We start from the raw sequence: 16,266 nt of genomic DNA on the forward strand, positions 1-16,266 counted from the left end.
TTTCGTAACCACCCAACCTTTAGTTTTTAATCCATGTCTCACCAACTTAAAAAACAAATTACGCTCTTCAGCCTGACCATGATTGCGGTTGGGTCGAGCATTGGCTCGGGAATATTCCGGGCACCTTCTGAAATCGCGGGCTACTTGCCCACCACAGGCTGGATGCTGGGCGTATGGGTAGCGGGAGGGGTGGTGGCGTTGTGCGGGGCACTCACTTTCGCCGAAATTGCTTCGATTTTTCCCAAAGCAGGCGGTTTTTACGTGTTTTTAAAGGAAGCATTTGGCGAGCTTCCTGCGTTTTTATACAGTTGGTCCATGCTTTTGGTGATCAATACGGGTTCGTTGGCGGCGCTCACGTTGGTTTTTACTTCGTACCTGAATGAACTGATTCCGATGCCAGAGAATGTGCAGCTCGCGGTGGCTGTTTTCACGATTGCGCTCCTCACCATTATGAATGTGCTGGGCGTAAAATGGGGTGGCGTCTTTGCCTCTGTTTTTACATCAGCCAAATTGGTGGGTATTGCGGTGGTGGTTATCATTGGGTTTGTGGCGGGAACGTACGCCATTAACATTACAGATTTTACATGGACTTCCAATGCGCAGAATTTACCGCTTGTATCTTCCTTTGGATTGGCGCTGATTGGGGTTTCTTTTTCGTACGGAGGCTATCAACACGCTACGTTTATCGCGGCCGAAGTCAAAGATGCCAATCGACTCGTACCCCGCGCGATGTTGATGGGAATCGGTATCGTATGCTTAGCGTATTTAAGCGTAAATGTTGCCTATTTAAAGCTGCTGCCCATTGAGCGGATTGCGGCTTCTACGGGAGTGGCTTCAGAAGCTATTTCTACCGTATGGGGATTGGGCGCTAAATTTATTTCATTTTTGATTGTTTTGTCGGTCTTGGGAACCATTGGCATTTATATCCTGACCGCGCCGCGCATTTATTTTGCAATGGCGCAGGATGGATTGTTTTTTAAGCAGTTTGCCGAGATTCATCCCCGTTATCAAACACCTTTTTGGGCCATCATTTTTCAGTCTTTCTGGACAATTGTATTGTTGATTTTCTGGAAAACCTTCTCCAATCTCATCACCTATGTGGTGTTTGTAGACACTTTCTTTTTCTTCCTTACCGCAGCGGCCATTTTTAAGTTCAGGCAGCGCAAACTAAAACGGAATTACAGCACACTTGCTTATCCAATTACGCCGTTGATATTCATGGCTTTATCGGCTTTTGTCGTCGTCAACACGCTGATTGAAAAGCCCGAGCAGGCGCTGGCAGGGTTGTTTTTTCTGGGATTGGGGGGAATCGCCTACGTATATTTTAAATGGAAAAGAGCATTGAACACAAAAAATTAGCATGATGATTACACAAACATTGATTGCGCTTTTTGAGCGTGATTTGACCAAACTGAAAGAAGAGCTTCTTGCTTATCAAAACGAAGAAACTATCTGGAAAACAGAGGCCCAAATTCCTAATTCGGCGGGAAACCTGACCTTGCATTTGATTGGTAATTTGAATGCCTTTATTGGGGCCGAAATTGGCAAAACGGACTATGTGAGAAATCGTCCCTTGGAGTTCAGCGACAAAGACGTGCCCCGCCAAAAAATGATTGCTGCGTTGGATTCAACGATTGAGGTCATCAAAAATGCCTTATCGACCCTGACCGAAGAGGATTACGCTGCTGAATACCCTTTGGTGGTTTTTAAAGAAAAAATGTCGACCGAGTATTTTTTAATTCACTTGGCGGTTCATCTGGGCTATCATCTGGGGCAGGTCAACTACCATCGCCGCTTGTTGGACCGTATTTGATAGGATGTGCTAATGAATAAGTGGCTCTTTTGAAATGACCGTAGAAATGGCTGCCGATGTTTTATGACAAACTACGTAGTAGTCAGTGAATCAGGGACATGGATAAAATTTGTCAAACTTTCTGTTGAATAAAATATTCTTTGCCTAAAAAAAGCGTTTACAAAAAGTAAAAATTGCATACTTCTAATGTATTTTTACATCTTCCCAATAAGAAATTAAACTATCCTATGAACATGAACCGCAGAGAAGCATTGTCGCGGGTGGCCCTTTTGATGGGGGGTACTCTTTCGGCACCTACTTTAATGGCCTTTGGTGAAGGAGCTGCCATGCCCCAAACCGTAGGAGCTGCTTTTAGCTTTACGCCCGCCCAGCAAGCATTGGTTGCAGAAGTAGCCGAACATATCATTCCTCGTACTTCGACCCCTGGGGCGAAAGATGCAGGAGTGGGTCCTTTTATTGAGCTGATGTTGAAAGACTGCTACAAAGCGCAGGAACAACAAAACTTTTTGGATGGATTAGCAGATTTGGACGCTAAAGCCACCAAAGCCCACGGTAAAAAATTCATGGAAACCACTTCTGCCGAGCAAGTTGCGATTCTGAAACAAGTGGAGAAAGAAACCACTGAATTGATGAAAAGCGCCAATGTTCAGCAGGTGAAAGTAGGAGATAATGTTGACAAAGAAGTGGTAGATTCCAAAAAACTCAAAGGAACTCCTTTCTGGCGTTTGGCCAAAGAGCTCACACTGTTTGGTTACTTTACTTCAGAGCAAGGAGCTACCAAAGCCCTTGACTATGTGCCTATTCCGGGCCGTTATGATGGATGTATTCCGTTGAAAAAAGGCCAAAAGGCGTACGCGTTGTAGATAAATTACGTACAAGAATTAAAACAACTAACCTAAGATGTATCTAAATATTGATGCCCAAAAAGAAATGACCTACGATGCCATCGTTGTGGGGTCAGGAATAAGTGGCGGATGGGCGGCCAAAGAGTTGACCGAGAAAGGTTTACGCGTGCTGTGTCTGGAGCGGGGGCGTGATGTTAAACACGTAGAAGGCTACGAAACGGCGATGAAAGCTCCTTGGGAACTTGCTCACCGTGGTCGCCCCGACAATCAGTCGGCGGAAGAATATTGGGCGGGGATTCGGACTGGTTATACAGTCAACGAAGAACACCGTTACCTTTTTGAAAACGACAGCAAAAATCCTTATTTGGAGACCCGTCCGTTTGACTGGATTCGGGCATACCATACGGGTGGACGTTCTCTGTTGTGGGGGCGTCAGAGCTACCGTTGGAATGAAGAAGATTTTATGGCCAATGCCAAAGAAGGAATTTCGATTGATTGGCCTATTCGATATAAAGACCTTGCGCCGTGGTACGATTACGTAGAGCGTTTTGCGGGTATCAGCGGGTCAAAAGACGGGCTTGATGTGTTGCCTGATGGTCAATTTCAGCCTGCTATGGAGCTGAATTGCCTCGAAAAGCACGTTAAGTCAGAAGTAATGCGGAAAATGGGCCGCACTCTGACCATTGGACGGGTAGCGCACCTGACCAAACCACAGAGTATTCATACGGCATTGGGCCGGGCGGCGTGTCAATACCGCAATATGTGTATGCGCGGCTGTCCGTTTGGAGCGTATTTCAGCACCCAAGCGGCTACTTTGCCAGCGGCGATGAAGACCAAACGGTTGACTTTGGCCAACGACAAAATCGTGTCGGAAGTATTGTACGATGAGAAGAAAGGCCGGGCTACTGGCGTGCGGACCATCGACCAAAACACGTTGGAAGTGAAGGATTATTTTGCAAAAATTATCTTCCTCAACGCTTCGGCAATTCCATCGGCGTCGATTTTGATGAACTCTAAGTCAAGCCGTTTTCCAAATGGATTGGGCAATGAGAGTGACCAATTGGGGCGCAATATCATGGACCATCACTTGGGCGTTGGTGCTTCAGGTACCTACGACGGTTTTGAAGATCAATACTATTTTGGCCGCCGTGCCAACGGGGTGTACATCCCGCGTTATCGCAACTGGGGCAAAGACAAGCGTGATTATGTGCGTGGATTTGGCTATCAAGGTGGCGCAAGCCGTAGCAGCTGGGGACGCGGCGTAGGCATGGAAGGCTTTGGGGCGGCGTTTAAAGAAGAAATGACGGAAGTAGGAGGTTGGAACATGGGAATCGGTGGCTTTGGTGAAGTTTTGCCAAACGAAAGCAACCGCTTTACCCTTCACCCCACCAAGAAAGACAAATGGGGAATGCCGTTGGTGGTGTTTGATGCAGGTTACGGCGAAAACGAGCGTAAAATGCGAATAGACATGAAAAACGACGCGGCTGAAATGCTCGAAGCAGCAGGTTTTAAGAACATCAATGCGTACGATAACACCAAATCAAATTTGGGAATCGGTATCCACGAAATGGGTACAGCACGGATGGGTAAAGATCCCAAAACGTCGGTGCTGAATGCGCGTAATCAGGTCCATGCGTGTAAAAATGTCTTTATGACCGATGGCGCTGCCATGACCTCGGCGTCGTGTGTCAACCCCTCGTTGACCTACATGGCGCTCACGGCCCGTGCAGCGGCGTTTGCGGTCGATGAATTGAAGAAGAAGAACCTGTAACCAGTCGACAAAGTGCGTTTACAGAAGTAGAAATAGTGTGCAGGAGGCGGTAGCAATACCGCCTCCTATTTTTTTGGCTAAGATTTGTGGCCGATGCTCTCTAAAATTTTAATCGCTTCTTTTTCGGCTTCCTCGTCTTTGTCATCAAATGTAATGGAAATGAAAAAATTGGTACGGCTTTTTAAGTCAACAATTCCCGCAAACATGATGCGGTCGCCATCCTTAAAGCCTTCTACGTAATAACCCGCAAAATCATCGTTTTCAAACGTGCCTTCGTCGTCCACTTCGGTGAGTTTGAGGGTTTTGGCGGCGGCAATGGTGGCGTCGTCAATGTCGGCCGCACTGATGGCTTTTTGGTTCCAGATGTACATGAAAAGTTCCATGCCTTCACCCGCCATTTCAAATTCATTTTTTGTATCCTTTGTTATTTTGAAATCGTTGGGTACCGTTATTTCGATGTTGTAATCATCCCAATAATAGGTCTTGTCGACATTGGGCGTAAAGGAGGCTAAAGAAAACAGCATCAAAGCAGATGCAATAACGAAGCGTAGGGAGTTTTTCATTTGATTTATTGATTTGAGTTTAGATAAAGGGTAAGCGGCTTGAAAAATAGAAATAACGCTGATTCGGGATGAATCAATTGGTTTATGCTCTGTGTATCAGAGAATTATAAAAAAGGTGTGTGGAGAAAAACTTGTTAAGAGAAGTGTGCGGAAGAAATCGAGGCAAAGAGGCCTATTGGTTATGTTAAATTAGCTTTTCAAGTTGATTATGTCAAATTGAATCGAAAAAAAATATCGTTAAAACCCTGTTTATGCCTCAGTTTGCATTTTCGAAGATTCCGACTGAAATTTGACAATTCTGCAATGATAATACCTGCACATATTTAACTTTATAAAGCGAGTGCTTTCGATTCGGCATCAAATTTTCATTCAAGTTGCTTTGCATTTGAGTTTTTCAAAAGCGAGCGAGATTCTGTTTATTAGCCAACCAGCCGTTAGTAAACATATAAAAAACCTTGAATATGAATACAAAATGGCGCTATTTGAGCGTAAAGGGACGCAAATTTCACTAACTCCCGCCGGAGAAGTACTGCTCAAGAATTTACTGCAAGCCAAAGAGATTCAGGAAAATCTTGTGTTTGAAATGAGTGCACTTCAAAATGAAGCTGATGCCAACGGACAATTGCGTTTGGGCGCGAGTACTACTGTTGCCTTATACGTACTTCCTAAAATTTTATCGGCGTTTCATCGGGCGTATCCCAACATTGAAATCAGTCTTATGAACCGCAATTCAACCAATATCCTGAAAGCCCTCATTGGCCGTGATATTGACTTAGGGATTATTGAGGGCAATAAAAGTTACAGCGAGGTAGAGTATTCCCCTTTTTTAGTCGATGAAATTATCCCGATATGTTCTTCTTTAAGCGATTGGAAAAACCAATCTCCTCTGCCCATCCAAAAACTTAAGGAAGTTCCGATAGTGTTGAGAGAATACGGCTCAGGTACACTGGCAACACTGACACAATCGCTGCTTAAACATGATATTCGGATAACGGATTTGAAAGTAAAAGTACGTTTGGGAGGGACTGAAGCACTTAAAAATTTCCTGTTGCAAGATACGGGTTTAGGTTTTTTACCTGAGCGCTCAGTGAAAAAAGAACTGGAAACTGGTGAGCTATATAGGGTAGAAATTGCAGGGTTAAAAATGGAGCGAGACTTTTCTTTTATCCAGCGGCAGGGAGAGGATAATCACAAACTACGTACTATTTTTCGGCGTTTTGCTCAACAAAATGTATAACTTTTAGCTATATTATATAGTTAAATATGATTTGATTAGTTATAGTTGTAGGGCTATTTTTGTTGAAAAACAACTCAAAAAATGGCCACTGAAACTACATTTAGCCATGCTTTAAATGTCAAATGCTCAGCTTGTGAAAAAGAATATGAATTTACTGAACTTCTCACTTTTTCTCCGTGCTGTACTAGACCCTTACTTGTGGGTTATAACTTCAATGGGCTTTCAAAAAAGGAATTGTTACCCAAAACAAGCCTTTGGCGCTATGAAGCCCTTTTGCCCGTTCTTAATCCCGAAAATATCGTAAGCCTTGGCGAAGGAATGACTTCGATTATTTCTTTACAGCGTCTTTCGCATGAATATGGTTTTGAACAGTTGTATCTTAAAGATGAATCTTCCAACCCAACGGGCTCGTTTAAAGCAAGGGGTATGAGTGTCGCAATTTCAAAAGCAAAAGAATTGGGCATTAAGCATTGTATTGTTCCGACGGCGGGCAATGCGGGTGGTGCAATGAGTGCTTATTGTGCCAAAGCTGGCATTGAAGCTACGGTAGTGATGCCTACATTTACCCCGCATATTTTCAAGGAAGAATGCCGAAGTTTTGGAGCTAATCTTATTGAAATCAATGGGTTGATTGATGCGTGTGGGCAAAAAGTTAGGGAGATGAAAGAAAAAGACCCAAACCTTTTTGATGTATCGACGATGAAAGAACCGTATCGACTGGAAGGGAAAAAAACGATGGGTTTTGAGATTGCCGAGCAGTTTGGATGGGAGTTACCAGACGTTATTATTTACCCAACGGGCGGTGGCACGGGATTGATAGGTATCTGGAAAGCGTTTGATGAGATGTTGACACTTGGATGGATTAGCGGTAAATTACCAAGAATGATTGCTATACAGACAGCCAATTGCGCGCCTATTTGGAGTGAAGTAAACCATGAGGAGTTTTCACCCAAGCCTTCACTTGCCAACGGGTTGGCGGTACCTTATCCTTTTGCAAAGGGGTTGATTATTAATGTTTTGAACCAATCAAAAGGAGGGGTTTATACGGTCACCGAAGAGGAGCTCATGGCAGGAATGCGTGAATTAATGATGAAAGAGGGAGTATTTGCAGCTCCCGAAGGAGGAGCTATATGGGCTGGATTAAAAAAAATGGTTCATTTGGGAGTCTTGAGCCACAACGAAAAAATTCTACTGCTCAATACGGGATTCGCCTATAAATACATGGAAAACTTCGAATAATAAAGAGTAAAAGCGCTGATTTTTAAAGATTTAAAATTAATCTATTTTCTTAAAAATCAGCGTTTATATTTCTATCTGGACTTTTTTCCTTCGATTTTTTGACCTCCTTGGTATAAAATCAATTTGTCGACTTGGCCGGTTTCGCTTTTAAAGAACTCTACCTGTGCATCGACTACTTTAAGAAAAAACTTGGTTTCTGACTCGGCGAAGAGTTCATTTTTTCCCTGACCCGTTGCCTGTGCAAAGAGTTTTTGGCCTTCTTGGGTAATGCTAAGAATAAAACCCGGTGCGAGTTGATAATCCCCCGTGTATTTAGCTAAAATCGTTTCGTCTACTTTTTGCTCCATGCGCGTGGGAATCGGTTTGTCGGTTTTGGTCCAAAGCATGGTCTGTGCTCCCCGCTGACTAGAAATGACCCCCGTAATCATCTGATTGATATTGCGTTGGAAATTGAGAAATGATAATGAAGTTTCAAAAAAGAACTTGTCTTTTTCGTAAGGTTTTATCAGCGATTTGGGGCCTCCTGTACGCTGAGAGTAGAGCTTGCCGTTTTCTAAAGAAATAATCCGTTGACCTGCTTCAGGGTTTTCATACACGCCTATGTAGCCTTTTAAGGTGTTTTCATCCAGCGCAACTTCTTTGAAATTATAGGGCTTGTCAATGGCCCAAGCGGCCAATTTGGCGGCGACATTATCGGGGGATTTGGCGGTAGAATTAGAGAAAACGGCCACAAACACATCTTCTTTGGGTAAATAAATCGAGCTTGTTAAAAATCCATTGATACCCCCGCCGTGTTCGATGGTTGCACTTCCCTGAATATCCCCCAAAAACCACCCGTAGCCATAATTGGTTGGTTTGCCATTGGTAAGTTTATAGGGCGTAAATGCCTTCTCCAACGTTTCTTTTCTCACCAACTGGAAGGCATGGACGGCTTGGTGCCATTTCCACAAATCTTCGACCGTGGATTGGATGGAGCCCGCTGCGTAGGGCAATGTCATGCTCATGGGAGAGGCATTCTGAATGCCATCTTTTCCGCGTTCATAACCCGCCGCCCGGTTTGGAATCAACTTGGCGTCGTTTCCGTAATAAGAATGGGCCATGCCCAGCGGCTTAAAAAATACCTGCTCAACGTAATCGGGATAGGTTTTGCCCGATACTTTTTCGATGATGTACCCGAGTAGAAAAAAGCCCGAGTTGTTGTAGTGCCACTGAGTGCCCGGGGCAAAATCCATGGGCTGATTCTTGAAGAAATTGATGAGTTCTTCGGGTTTCATATCCTTCTGAATCACATCACCAAACTCCTTCATGTCGGTGTAACTCTTGATACCAGAGGTGTGGGTCAGCAGGTGTTCAACGGTTATTTTGTGGCCGTGGGTAGGATAATCGGGAATAAACTTCGTGATTTCATCCTCCAAACTCAGTTTTCCCTGCTCCATCAGTTGCAGAATAGCCACCGCCGTAAACTGTTTTGTAATGGAGCCGATGCGAAAAACCATCGACGTTTGCATCGGTACGTTCAACTCCAAATTGGCCTGCCCAAGTGCTTTTTGGTAAATGATTTTTCCTTTTTGCGCCACCAGCACCGTTGCGCCCGATTCGTTGGGCTTGAATTGGTCGGTGAGTAGCTTGTCAAATTCTGACGTAAGGGCCGGGCTTTGGGCCAAAACTATCCCAGCGGCAAAGTACCAAATAGAAACAAAGAGGATTCTTAAGGTTTTCATGGAATGATTGTTGGTTGAAGGTAAATGTAAATCGGCTGTGCTTTTATTTTTTTCGTACTAGGGTGTGTTTCAGCGCTCCGAAATCGGCTAATCCACATTCGTTATTGGATTTGTCAAATTCTATGCATTTTATTTGGTAAATACGCAGCGTATCTCCTCGAAATTTGAAGGCCATCCATTCTTTTCTGTCTTCGGTACTGCTCAAACTCACTTGGTCAATCTGCAATCCTGGTCCAATGTAGTCAATGGCTGGTTGATAATAACGGTAGTTTTCCAAACCTGTTACTTCACCGTTGTTTTTAAATTCAACTTCTTTGCCGTCAGCCAAGCTGTATTTGCCTTTAAACAGGATTTCTTCCAGAATGAACGGATTGTTTTTCTCGTTAGGTTTGGCATGAGGACTGATTTTTACGAAGGCCTTATTGCCGATTTCGATTTTGGTGGGCGAGATTATTTTGATGTCTTTCAGGGCGCGCGTTAGACTGTCGATTACTACTTCGTAGAGTTGGTAGGCGCCGTCTTTTTTTAGGACCGTGATTTCTTCACTCCCCTCGTGAAAATTCCAGACCATCATGGTGGGTTGGAGGGTACTGTCTGGTATGACCACAAAAACTTCTTCGCTTCCTTCTTGTGATTTTTGTGGCGATTGGTGCGTTTTGATGTCGTTAAAATAGCTTTCGCTCAACCAATACCCCGAAAAAGGAAGGGCAACAGTCGTCGTTTTGAAATCTGGGGTAGTGCTGGCCGCAGATTCTCCCTGCTGCTGTTCTGGTTTTGAACAACTTGTAACTAATACCCCCAAAACTAGGAGAAGAGAAAGGATTCGTTTCATGAATGTGAAGTAAAGCAATGACAATGAGTCAAACTTACTTCGGGTTTTTTACATATCCTATACAATCGTCAGGGACTTATTATTAGGTCGAATAAGGGAGTAAAAAAATTAAGCACGCGAAAAACAAGGTCTTTCGCGTGGCTTACTCACTTAATTTATCTAAAAAATTTTTACGCAAAAAGGGACTTTTGCGTGGCAATGTTTTTGTCTCGGTTGAATAGGAAATACGCCGCAAACGGTTGTAGCGGAGGTTGAAAGGGCATTTTAATAAGGGTGTTAATAATGTGTGTTTATGCTTCAAAAATGCAAAAGAATGCCATAGCCCCCAAATGAAAGTGCCTAAATGCCTGTTTTCAGTAGCTAAATCGGGTATTTGTGGAGTTGAATCACGGAGTTGTTTCAAACCGACTTATTTTCCAAACCATTCTTTAAAGCTGGTTACTCGGTCGCCGCTCACAAAGATTTCCTGTCGTGGTGGGGGAACAACTTCGACTTTAAGTTTTCCACCCGAATACGTATGTACGGTATGAATGGCAGATAGCGCAACCAGAAAAGACCGATTGAGTCGAAAGAAAAGATGCGGGTCGAGAACTTGGACTAGTCGTTCGAGGCTATAATCCACAATGAGGCGAAGACCTTCGTGGGTGGTTAGCAACGTTGCTTTTTCTTCGAACGAAAAATAAGCGATGTCTGGGGTTTTTATGCTGCGAAGTTTCGTCCCTATTGTAACCATAAAACGGTCTTTGTAGGCGGGGGTTGTTGATTTTTTGAGAATTTGAAGCAGCGCCGATACATTGTTTTCAGTGGATGGGATGGGTTTGTTTTGCCACAATGCCTTGAATTTATCCAACGCAGCGGCCAACTCGTTTGGATCAATGGGCTTAAGCAAATAATCAATGCTGTTGACCTTAAATGCTTGAAGCATATAGTCATCGTAGGCGGTCGTAAAAATAACGGGTATGGTAAGTTGCAGTTCTTCAATGATTCGAAACCCTAGGTCATCTTCTAAGTGAATATCAAGAAACAGTAAATCGGGCCAATCATATTGGTTTTCTTTAAACCAATGCACCGTTTTGGTGACTGAAGGAAGTTGTGCTACTATCTTAATACTAGGGTCGTAGCGGTTGAGTAACGTTGCTAGTCGCTGCGCCGTTAATTTTTCATCTTCAATAATCAGGACATTCATGTCAGAAGTGGAATTTTAACCACAAAAACAGTCTCATCGTCCACGACCAAAACGGGATAAGCTGTCAGCAGTTTGTAACGATTAATGATATTTTGTAGCCCTAAACCAGTAGAGGTGTCCAGTTTAGGACGGAGCCGTATGGGATTGCTCACAATTAAGTAATTCGATTCGATAAAAATAGAAACTTTGAGGGGAGCCTCGGCTGACATTTGGTTGTGTTTCACGGCGTTTTCAATTAATAACTGCAACGTGAGGGGCGCTACGGAATAATGTCCCGCGTGGTGTTCCGAGAGGTCGATGCTCACCTGTAGCTTATCGTCAAAACGCGTATTAAGTAAAAAAATATAGGTTTTGAGAAAGTCTAGTTCTTTTTTCAAAATGATACGCTCGTGGTCGCTTTGTTCTAAAATATAACGATAGGCTTTTGACAGTCGACTGATAAATTGGATGGATAAAGCGGGGTTGGTTTCAATCAGCGACGTCAGGATACTGAAATTATTAAACAAAAAATGAGGACTTACTTGATTTCTCAGGGCCGTAAATTTTGCCTGAGCATTTTCTTTTTCCAAACGTTCGGTTTCGATTTGGATTTCACTCAATTGATAATACGCTCTTCGGTTGGAGGCTAAATAAAAAGCCGATAGTAGAGCCATGATGGTAAGGCCATTATTCGATTTTTTCTTTTGGCTTCTCGTGTATTGAAGCGCCATTGTACTTTGAGAAGACCTGTTTTGGGTAAGTCCAAATTGCGTTTCTAGGGCACTCTCGGCAGTACTCCATAATGTTCGGAAGCCCGTATTATAGACAACAGCCATGGCGCAGGCAATGACAAACATCGCCAATTGGGCGGGAATTTTAAACTCCATCAAAAAGTCAGTACCAAACCACCCAAATAGTTGTTGTTGAATCCATTCTATAACGCTTATCCAAACAAAGAAAAAGAGCACAATGACCGTAATTTCCATCACCCATAATGGAAGTCTTTGGGCCAGCGAAATCTCCTCGAAATCATAAATACTTATGTACACCCGAAGCGGCATATAAATAATGGAGATACTTAATGCGAGTTGCCATTTTTGGCGAGTCGTAAGCCGGGCGGAGTGGGGGGTGTTCATTGCCTATAAAAATAAATTATGGGGCCATGAATACCAAATCAATACGCCTGAATCCTGATTTTGAGTCAATGAATGCCCTGCATCAAGACTTGAGTGTTTTTTAACGACGGTGTGTATGATTCAACTACTGGTACCTTCAGCGTATCGTCTAAAAAATGGTGGATAAATGTTGAAAAATATACCTGATATAACAGAAGTGGATCTGTATAAAATGTAATCAAAAAGAGACATACGAGGTATGTCGAATTGAGAATTCAATTTTCAATACGGGTACTTTTAACGAGTATTGATTAATAATCGACCGTTTGATAACTTTTCAGTATATTCTGTAGGCATTTTTGGCTTTGTCTAAGCATAAACATTTATAATTGTATTACGCAAAAATACAGAGTAAGGTAGCCTTATACTTAGATATTTTACATAAAAAAACGTTTAGGTATAAATTAGAACGGATAAAAAGTAATGCCTTGAGCAATACATTGAGTTGGTTTTCAGAGCGCTATTTTATAGTCTTTTTTGATTCGTAGTTTAGAGATAGTAGACCATGAATAATTATGGGTAGGAATCATTTGGGCAACTCAGAAGTGGGTTAGGGTGTGAAGAAGAGCTAGTTTTCTACGCAATTGCTGTTGGTTTTAGCTTACATTGAAATATTACCCTACATCATTTTATGCCCTATGAAAAAAAATATACTTCTTCTCCTTTTTTTGTGCAATTCCATTTTGTCGTCGGCACAAATAAAAATCAATGAATTGATGGCCTCAAATGCCACTACCATCACTGATAATGCTGGCGGGTACTCCGATTGGCTGGAGCTATACAATCCTACGGCATCTGCGATTGATTTAGCAGGGTATTACATCACCGATAATTTCTCCAATAAAACCAAGTTTCAATTTACAACTACAATGGGGCAGGTGGTAGTGCCTGCCAATGGTTATTTAATTATTTGGGCTAGTGGCGAGGTAACACGTGGGCCCAAGCACACAAGCTTTTCGCTTTCTGCGGATGGCGAGGCATTGGCGTTGGTTTTACCTGATGGCTTAACGATTGTAGACAGCTTGTCGTTTGGATCGCAGTGGAGGGATGTATCTTACGGCAGAGAACCGAACGGCTCGACTACTTTTAAGTATTTTTCACCAGCGTCGCCGGGTTCTGTAAATCTTACGGCGAATGCGTATACGGGTTTGGCAGCATCTCCCGTATTTTCGGCTGAAAGTGGTTTTTACCCAAGTGCTTTTTCGTTGACTATCAGTAGCACAGAGCCAGGGGGGATCATCTATTATACCACAGATGGCTCTGATCCAAGTAGCGACAACTTAGCGGGAACCAATTATTATTACAAGAACCAATACCCTGAATTGGTAGGTCAAATGGCTGGGCCAAGTTACACAAACACTTACCGGTCATATCAGTACAATGGTACCCCTATCAGTATTATAAACCGAAATTCACCCGTACTGCCCAACGTCGTTTCTAGTATTTCGACCACGATAAAATATAGCTATACACCACCGCAGGCCGACTCGGTGTATAAAGGAACGACCGTACGTGCCAGAGTGTATGTGCCAGGGAAATTGCCGAGCGAAATCATCTCTAAAATTTACTTTTTTACGCCTTCTGGATTGTCAAAATATACTGTTCCGGTCATATCTATCCAGACCACCGCTAGTCGACTTTTTGATTATACCGACGGAATTTACGTTGCAGGAAAAGATTTTGTGGATTACAGGAATGGAACCAACACGTCGGGTACCGAAAAAAATTATAATCGCTCTACCGAAATTCCCGTCAATTTTGAAATATTGGATACAAACGGTGTAAACTTTAGTCAGAATGTAGGGCTACGTATACACGGGTCAGGTTCGAGAGATCTCGATAAGAAAAGTCTACGCTTCTATGCCAGTGGCGCTTACGGCGACACGGAGTACAATTATCCACTCGTTCCTACGCTTCCTTTTACCAATTTTAAGCGTTTTATGATGAAAACATCGGGAAACGACTACGAAAGAACGTTGTTTAAGGATGCCTCTATTTCGCAAATGGCCGAAGGGCTAAACTTTGAAAATCAGCAGTCGCGTCCTTCGGTGATGTTTATCAACGGAGAGTACTGGGGTATTCACCACATTACAGAACGCCTCGATGAGTACCATTATGCCAATCATTTCAATATTGACGCTGACTCGATAGAGTATTATTCGGGCTTTAATGATAACAACGTGCCCGAAATTGAGGATGACTCGGGGCACTGGGGAGTTACGCTCAATTTTATGAAGAATAATGCCATGTCCAACACCTCAAACTATGATTACATTAAGGAACGGATTGACATTGAGAGTTTTATTGACTATACAGCAATGGAGCTTTATGCTGCTAACTGGGATTGGCCCATTGGGAATATTACGTATTGGAGATACAAAACACCTTACTCACCTACCAAACCGAAAGGGAAAGACGGTCGTTGGCGTTGGGCTTTGTACGACACCGATTTGAGTTTTGAAGAATACAATGAAAACTATTTTACCAAATTTGATAATCCCAATACTGCTGATTATCCTTATAAATACCTCATTGAGAACACTGAGTTCAAAAACCAGTTCATTACCCGATATGCTGATTTGATAAATACCCATTTTCAACCCGATCGCTTGCTGGAAATTATCAACGCCCAAAAAAATGTCATTGATGCAGAAATAAGAGGGAATATCACCCGGTGGCAGCGTCCTTCAACGTATGCAAATTGGCAGGGGTTTGTAAACTTGATGACAACGTTTGCCACGCTCCGACCTCCCATTGTTCGTGGACATATTCAGAGTCGTTTTAGTCTTAGTGGTCAGTACGACTTAACAGTCAATGTTTCCAATCCTGACCATGGATATGTGCGTGTCAACACAATTGATATTTTGCCAACAACCCCCGGGGTGAGCGCTTCGCCTTACCCTTGGACCGGTAAATACTTTTATAAATCTGATAACTCTATTTCGGTGGTGATCCGGGCACGTCCGAAACTTGGCTATAAGTTCAAACATTGGGTTTACAACGCAACGATACTGACCGACAGTGTACAGATAATTACGGCTACTTCGGCCCGAAGCTATACGGCGGTTTTTGAGTCAGCGATATTGTCAGACAATCCAGTGCCTACGGCCGCATTATTGGAAGTGTGCGGATATAGTTTCACCGCGTGGGATTCTACCTCGGCGGCTGGTACTACGCCTAACAACATGAAATTTGTGTATATGGCGGATACTGACCCTGGGGTTAATTCGAATATTGCGGGCTTTACGAGTGGAGTGTACAATTTGACGAGCCGTACGCGTATTAATGGACTGAATACGAAGGGTATATCGTTTGTCAATACGGGTAATGTTGACGGTAATCTGGGCTATCCAGGAATAAAACTGGGCGGAGCAATTTTAGCGCTTAATACAACAGAAAAGGATACTGTAAAAGTAAGATGGACGGGGCGGACATTGGCGATTGGGGCACAACAACATGCGATTCGATTGCAATACCGTATTGGGGACCAAGTTAGCTTTGTGGATTTATTGGACGCAAACAGTCAGGTAATTGAATACAACCGTGGGGTTGTGGGAGACAGTGTTGTGTTTGAAGTAAACTTGCCGTCTAGTTTGTTGAACCAACCCTATATTCAGTTGTTGTGGCGCTATTATCGAAAAGTTGTCACAAGTGGGAGTCGCGACGAATTGGGTATAGATGACATTTTTGTGGAGAGTAAACGGGTGTTGAGCGGGACTACGGTATCGGGTGTGAGCACGGAGAATGATGGTGCCTTGTTTTCGACGGCAAGTGTGGTCAGTAGTTCGCAGGTATTGTACGAGGCCAAACGCTTTATTGAACTGAACGCGGGTTTTAATACGAGCCAGGGAGCGGTGTTTCAAGCCCAAATCAAAGGCTGTCCGTAGGGAAAAATGAATAACTCA

Annotated in this window: 12 protein-coding genes; 7 read left to right on the forward strand and 5 right to left on the reverse strand. The window is 43.2% G+C overall.

The genetic code is table 11. From position 1 onward, the window contains the following. Positions 1 to 33: 33 nt before the first annotated feature. The 4 genes from DVG78_RS07970 to DVG78_RS07985 all read left to right on the forward strand — a co-directional run bounded on the left by DVG78_RS07970 (position 34) and on the right by DVG78_RS07985 (position 4,429). Positions 34 to 1,359 carry an APC family permease gene (locus DVG78_RS07970; RefSeq protein ID WP_114066501.1) on the forward strand — a complete coding sequence of 442 codons (1,326 nt, stop codon included), beginning with the start codon at positions 34 to 36 and terminating at the stop codon, positions 1,357 to 1,359. Positions 1,360 to 1,363: 4 nt separating this feature from the next. Then, entirely contained in the window at positions 1,364 to 1,813 is a 450-nt protein-coding gene (locus DVG78_RS07975; RefSeq protein ID WP_114460628.1) for a DUF1572 family protein, read from the forward strand. A gap of 233 nt (positions 1,814 to 2,046) precedes the next feature. Continuing rightward, entirely contained in the window at positions 2,047 to 2,676 is a 630-nt protein-coding gene (locus DVG78_RS07980; RefSeq protein WP_114460629.1) for a gluconate 2-dehydrogenase subunit 3 family protein, read from the forward strand. A 37-nt stretch (positions 2,677 to 2,713) separates the two neighbouring features. Next, positions 2,714 to 4,429: a GMC oxidoreductase gene (locus tag DVG78_RS07985; protein ID WP_114460566.1), complete on the forward strand. Its 1,716-nt coding sequence runs from the start codon at positions 2,714 to 2,716 to the stop codon at positions 4,427 to 4,429. A 77-nt stretch (positions 4,430 to 4,506) separates the two neighbouring features. Here the strand turns inward: DVG78_RS07985 and DVG78_RS07990 are convergent, their stop codons facing one another. After that, entirely contained in the window at positions 4,507 to 4,992 is a 486-nt protein-coding gene (locus DVG78_RS07990) for a hypothetical protein (protein WP_114460567.1), read from the reverse strand. Between the two features lie 340 nt (positions 4,993 to 5,332). Between DVG78_RS07990 and DVG78_RS07995 the strand changes: the two genes are divergently transcribed. Next, positions 5,333 to 6,229, forward strand: coding sequence for a LysR substrate-binding domain-containing protein (locus DVG78_RS07995; RefSeq protein WP_114460568.1), 897 nt, complete (start codon positions 5,333 to 5,335; stop codon positions 6,227 to 6,229). A gap of 81 nt (positions 6,230 to 6,310) precedes the next feature. After that, positions 6,311 to 7,468, forward strand: coding sequence for a threonine synthase (locus DVG78_RS08000; RefSeq protein ID WP_114460569.1), 1,158 nt, complete (start codon positions 6,311 to 6,313; stop codon positions 7,466 to 7,468). 71 nt (positions 7,469 to 7,539) lie between these two features. On the opposite strand, the gene DVG78_RS08005 is transcribed toward DVG78_RS08000, so the two are convergent. The 4 genes from DVG78_RS08005 to DVG78_RS08020 all read right to left on the reverse strand — a co-directional run bounded on the left by DVG78_RS08005 (position 7,540) and on the right by DVG78_RS08020 (position 12,322). Beyond that, positions 7,540 to 9,189: a serine hydrolase gene (locus DVG78_RS08005; RefSeq protein WP_114460570.1), complete on the reverse strand. Its 1,650-nt coding sequence runs from the start codon at positions 9,187 to 9,189 to the stop codon at positions 7,540 to 7,542. A 43-nt stretch (positions 9,190 to 9,232) separates the two neighbouring features. After that, positions 9,233 to 10,021, reverse strand: a complete 789-nt coding sequence (locus DVG78_RS08010) for a hypothetical protein (protein ID WP_114460571.1) — start codon at positions 10,019 to 10,021, stop codon at positions 9,233 to 9,235. 409 nt (positions 10,022 to 10,430) lie between these two features. Further along, positions 10,431 to 11,207 carry a LytR/AlgR family response regulator transcription factor gene (locus DVG78_RS08015; RefSeq protein ID WP_114460572.1) on the reverse strand — a complete coding sequence of 259 codons (777 nt, stop codon included), beginning with the start codon at positions 11,205 to 11,207 and terminating at the stop codon, positions 10,431 to 10,433. Then, entirely contained in the window at positions 11,204 to 12,322 is a 1,119-nt protein-coding gene (locus DVG78_RS08020; protein WP_114460573.1) for a sensor histidine kinase, read from the reverse strand. The genes DVG78_RS08015 and DVG78_RS08020 overlap by 4 nt, the downstream gene beginning before the upstream one ends. 677 nt (positions 12,323 to 12,999) lie before the next feature. Between DVG78_RS08020 and DVG78_RS08025 the strand changes: the two genes are divergently transcribed. Further along, entirely contained in the window at positions 13,000 to 16,248 is a 3,249-nt protein-coding gene (locus DVG78_RS08025; RefSeq protein ID WP_114460574.1) for a CotH kinase family protein, read from the forward strand. Positions 16,249 to 16,266: the final 18 nt, after the last annotated feature.

This window comes from Runella aurantiaca (assembly GCF_003339505.1).
In the GTDB taxonomy this organism is placed as follows: Bacteria; Bacteroidota; Bacteroidia; order Cytophagales; family Spirosomataceae; genus Runella; species Runella aurantiaca.

Coding starts and splice junctions, on each gene's coding strand:
- DVG78_RS08010 (WP_114460571.1), bottom strand. CDS start 10,021: ATGAAACGAATCCTTTCTCTTCTCCTAGTTTTGGGGGTATTAGTTACA.
- DVG78_RS08025 (WP_114460574.1), top strand. CDS start 13,000: ATGAAAAAAAATATACTTCTTCTCCTTTTTTTGTGCAATTCCATTTTG.
- DVG78_RS08020 (WP_114460573.1), bottom strand. CDS start 12,322: ATGAACACCCCCCACTCCGCCCGGCTTACGACTCGCCAAAAATGGCAA.
- DVG78_RS08005 (WP_114460570.1), bottom strand. CDS start 9,189: ATGAAAACCTTAAGAATCCTCTTTGTTTCTATTTGGTACTTTGCCGCT.
- DVG78_RS07990 (WP_114460567.1), bottom strand. CDS start 4,992: ATGAAAAACTCCCTACGCTTCGTTATTGCATCTGCTTTGATGCTGTTT.
- DVG78_RS07980 (WP_114460629.1), top strand. CDS start 2,047: ATGAACCGCAGAGAAGCATTGTCGCGGGTGGCCCTTTTGATGGGGGGT.
- DVG78_RS08015 (WP_114460572.1), bottom strand. CDS start 11,207: ATGAATGTCCTGATTATTGAAGATGAAAAATTAACGGCGCAGCGACTA.
- DVG78_RS07970 (WP_114066501.1), top strand. CDS start 34: ATGTCTCACCAACTTAAAAAACAAATTACGCTCTTCAGCCTGACCATG.
- DVG78_RS07975 (WP_114460628.1), top strand. CDS start 1,364: ATGATTACACAAACATTGATTGCGCTTTTTGAGCGTGATTTGACCAAA.
- DVG78_RS08000 (WP_114460569.1), top strand. CDS start 6,311: ATGGCCACTGAAACTACATTTAGCCATGCTTTAAATGTCAAATGCTCA.
- DVG78_RS07985 (WP_114460566.1), top strand. CDS start 2,714: ATGTATCTAAATATTGATGCCCAAAAAGAAATGACCTACGATGCCATC.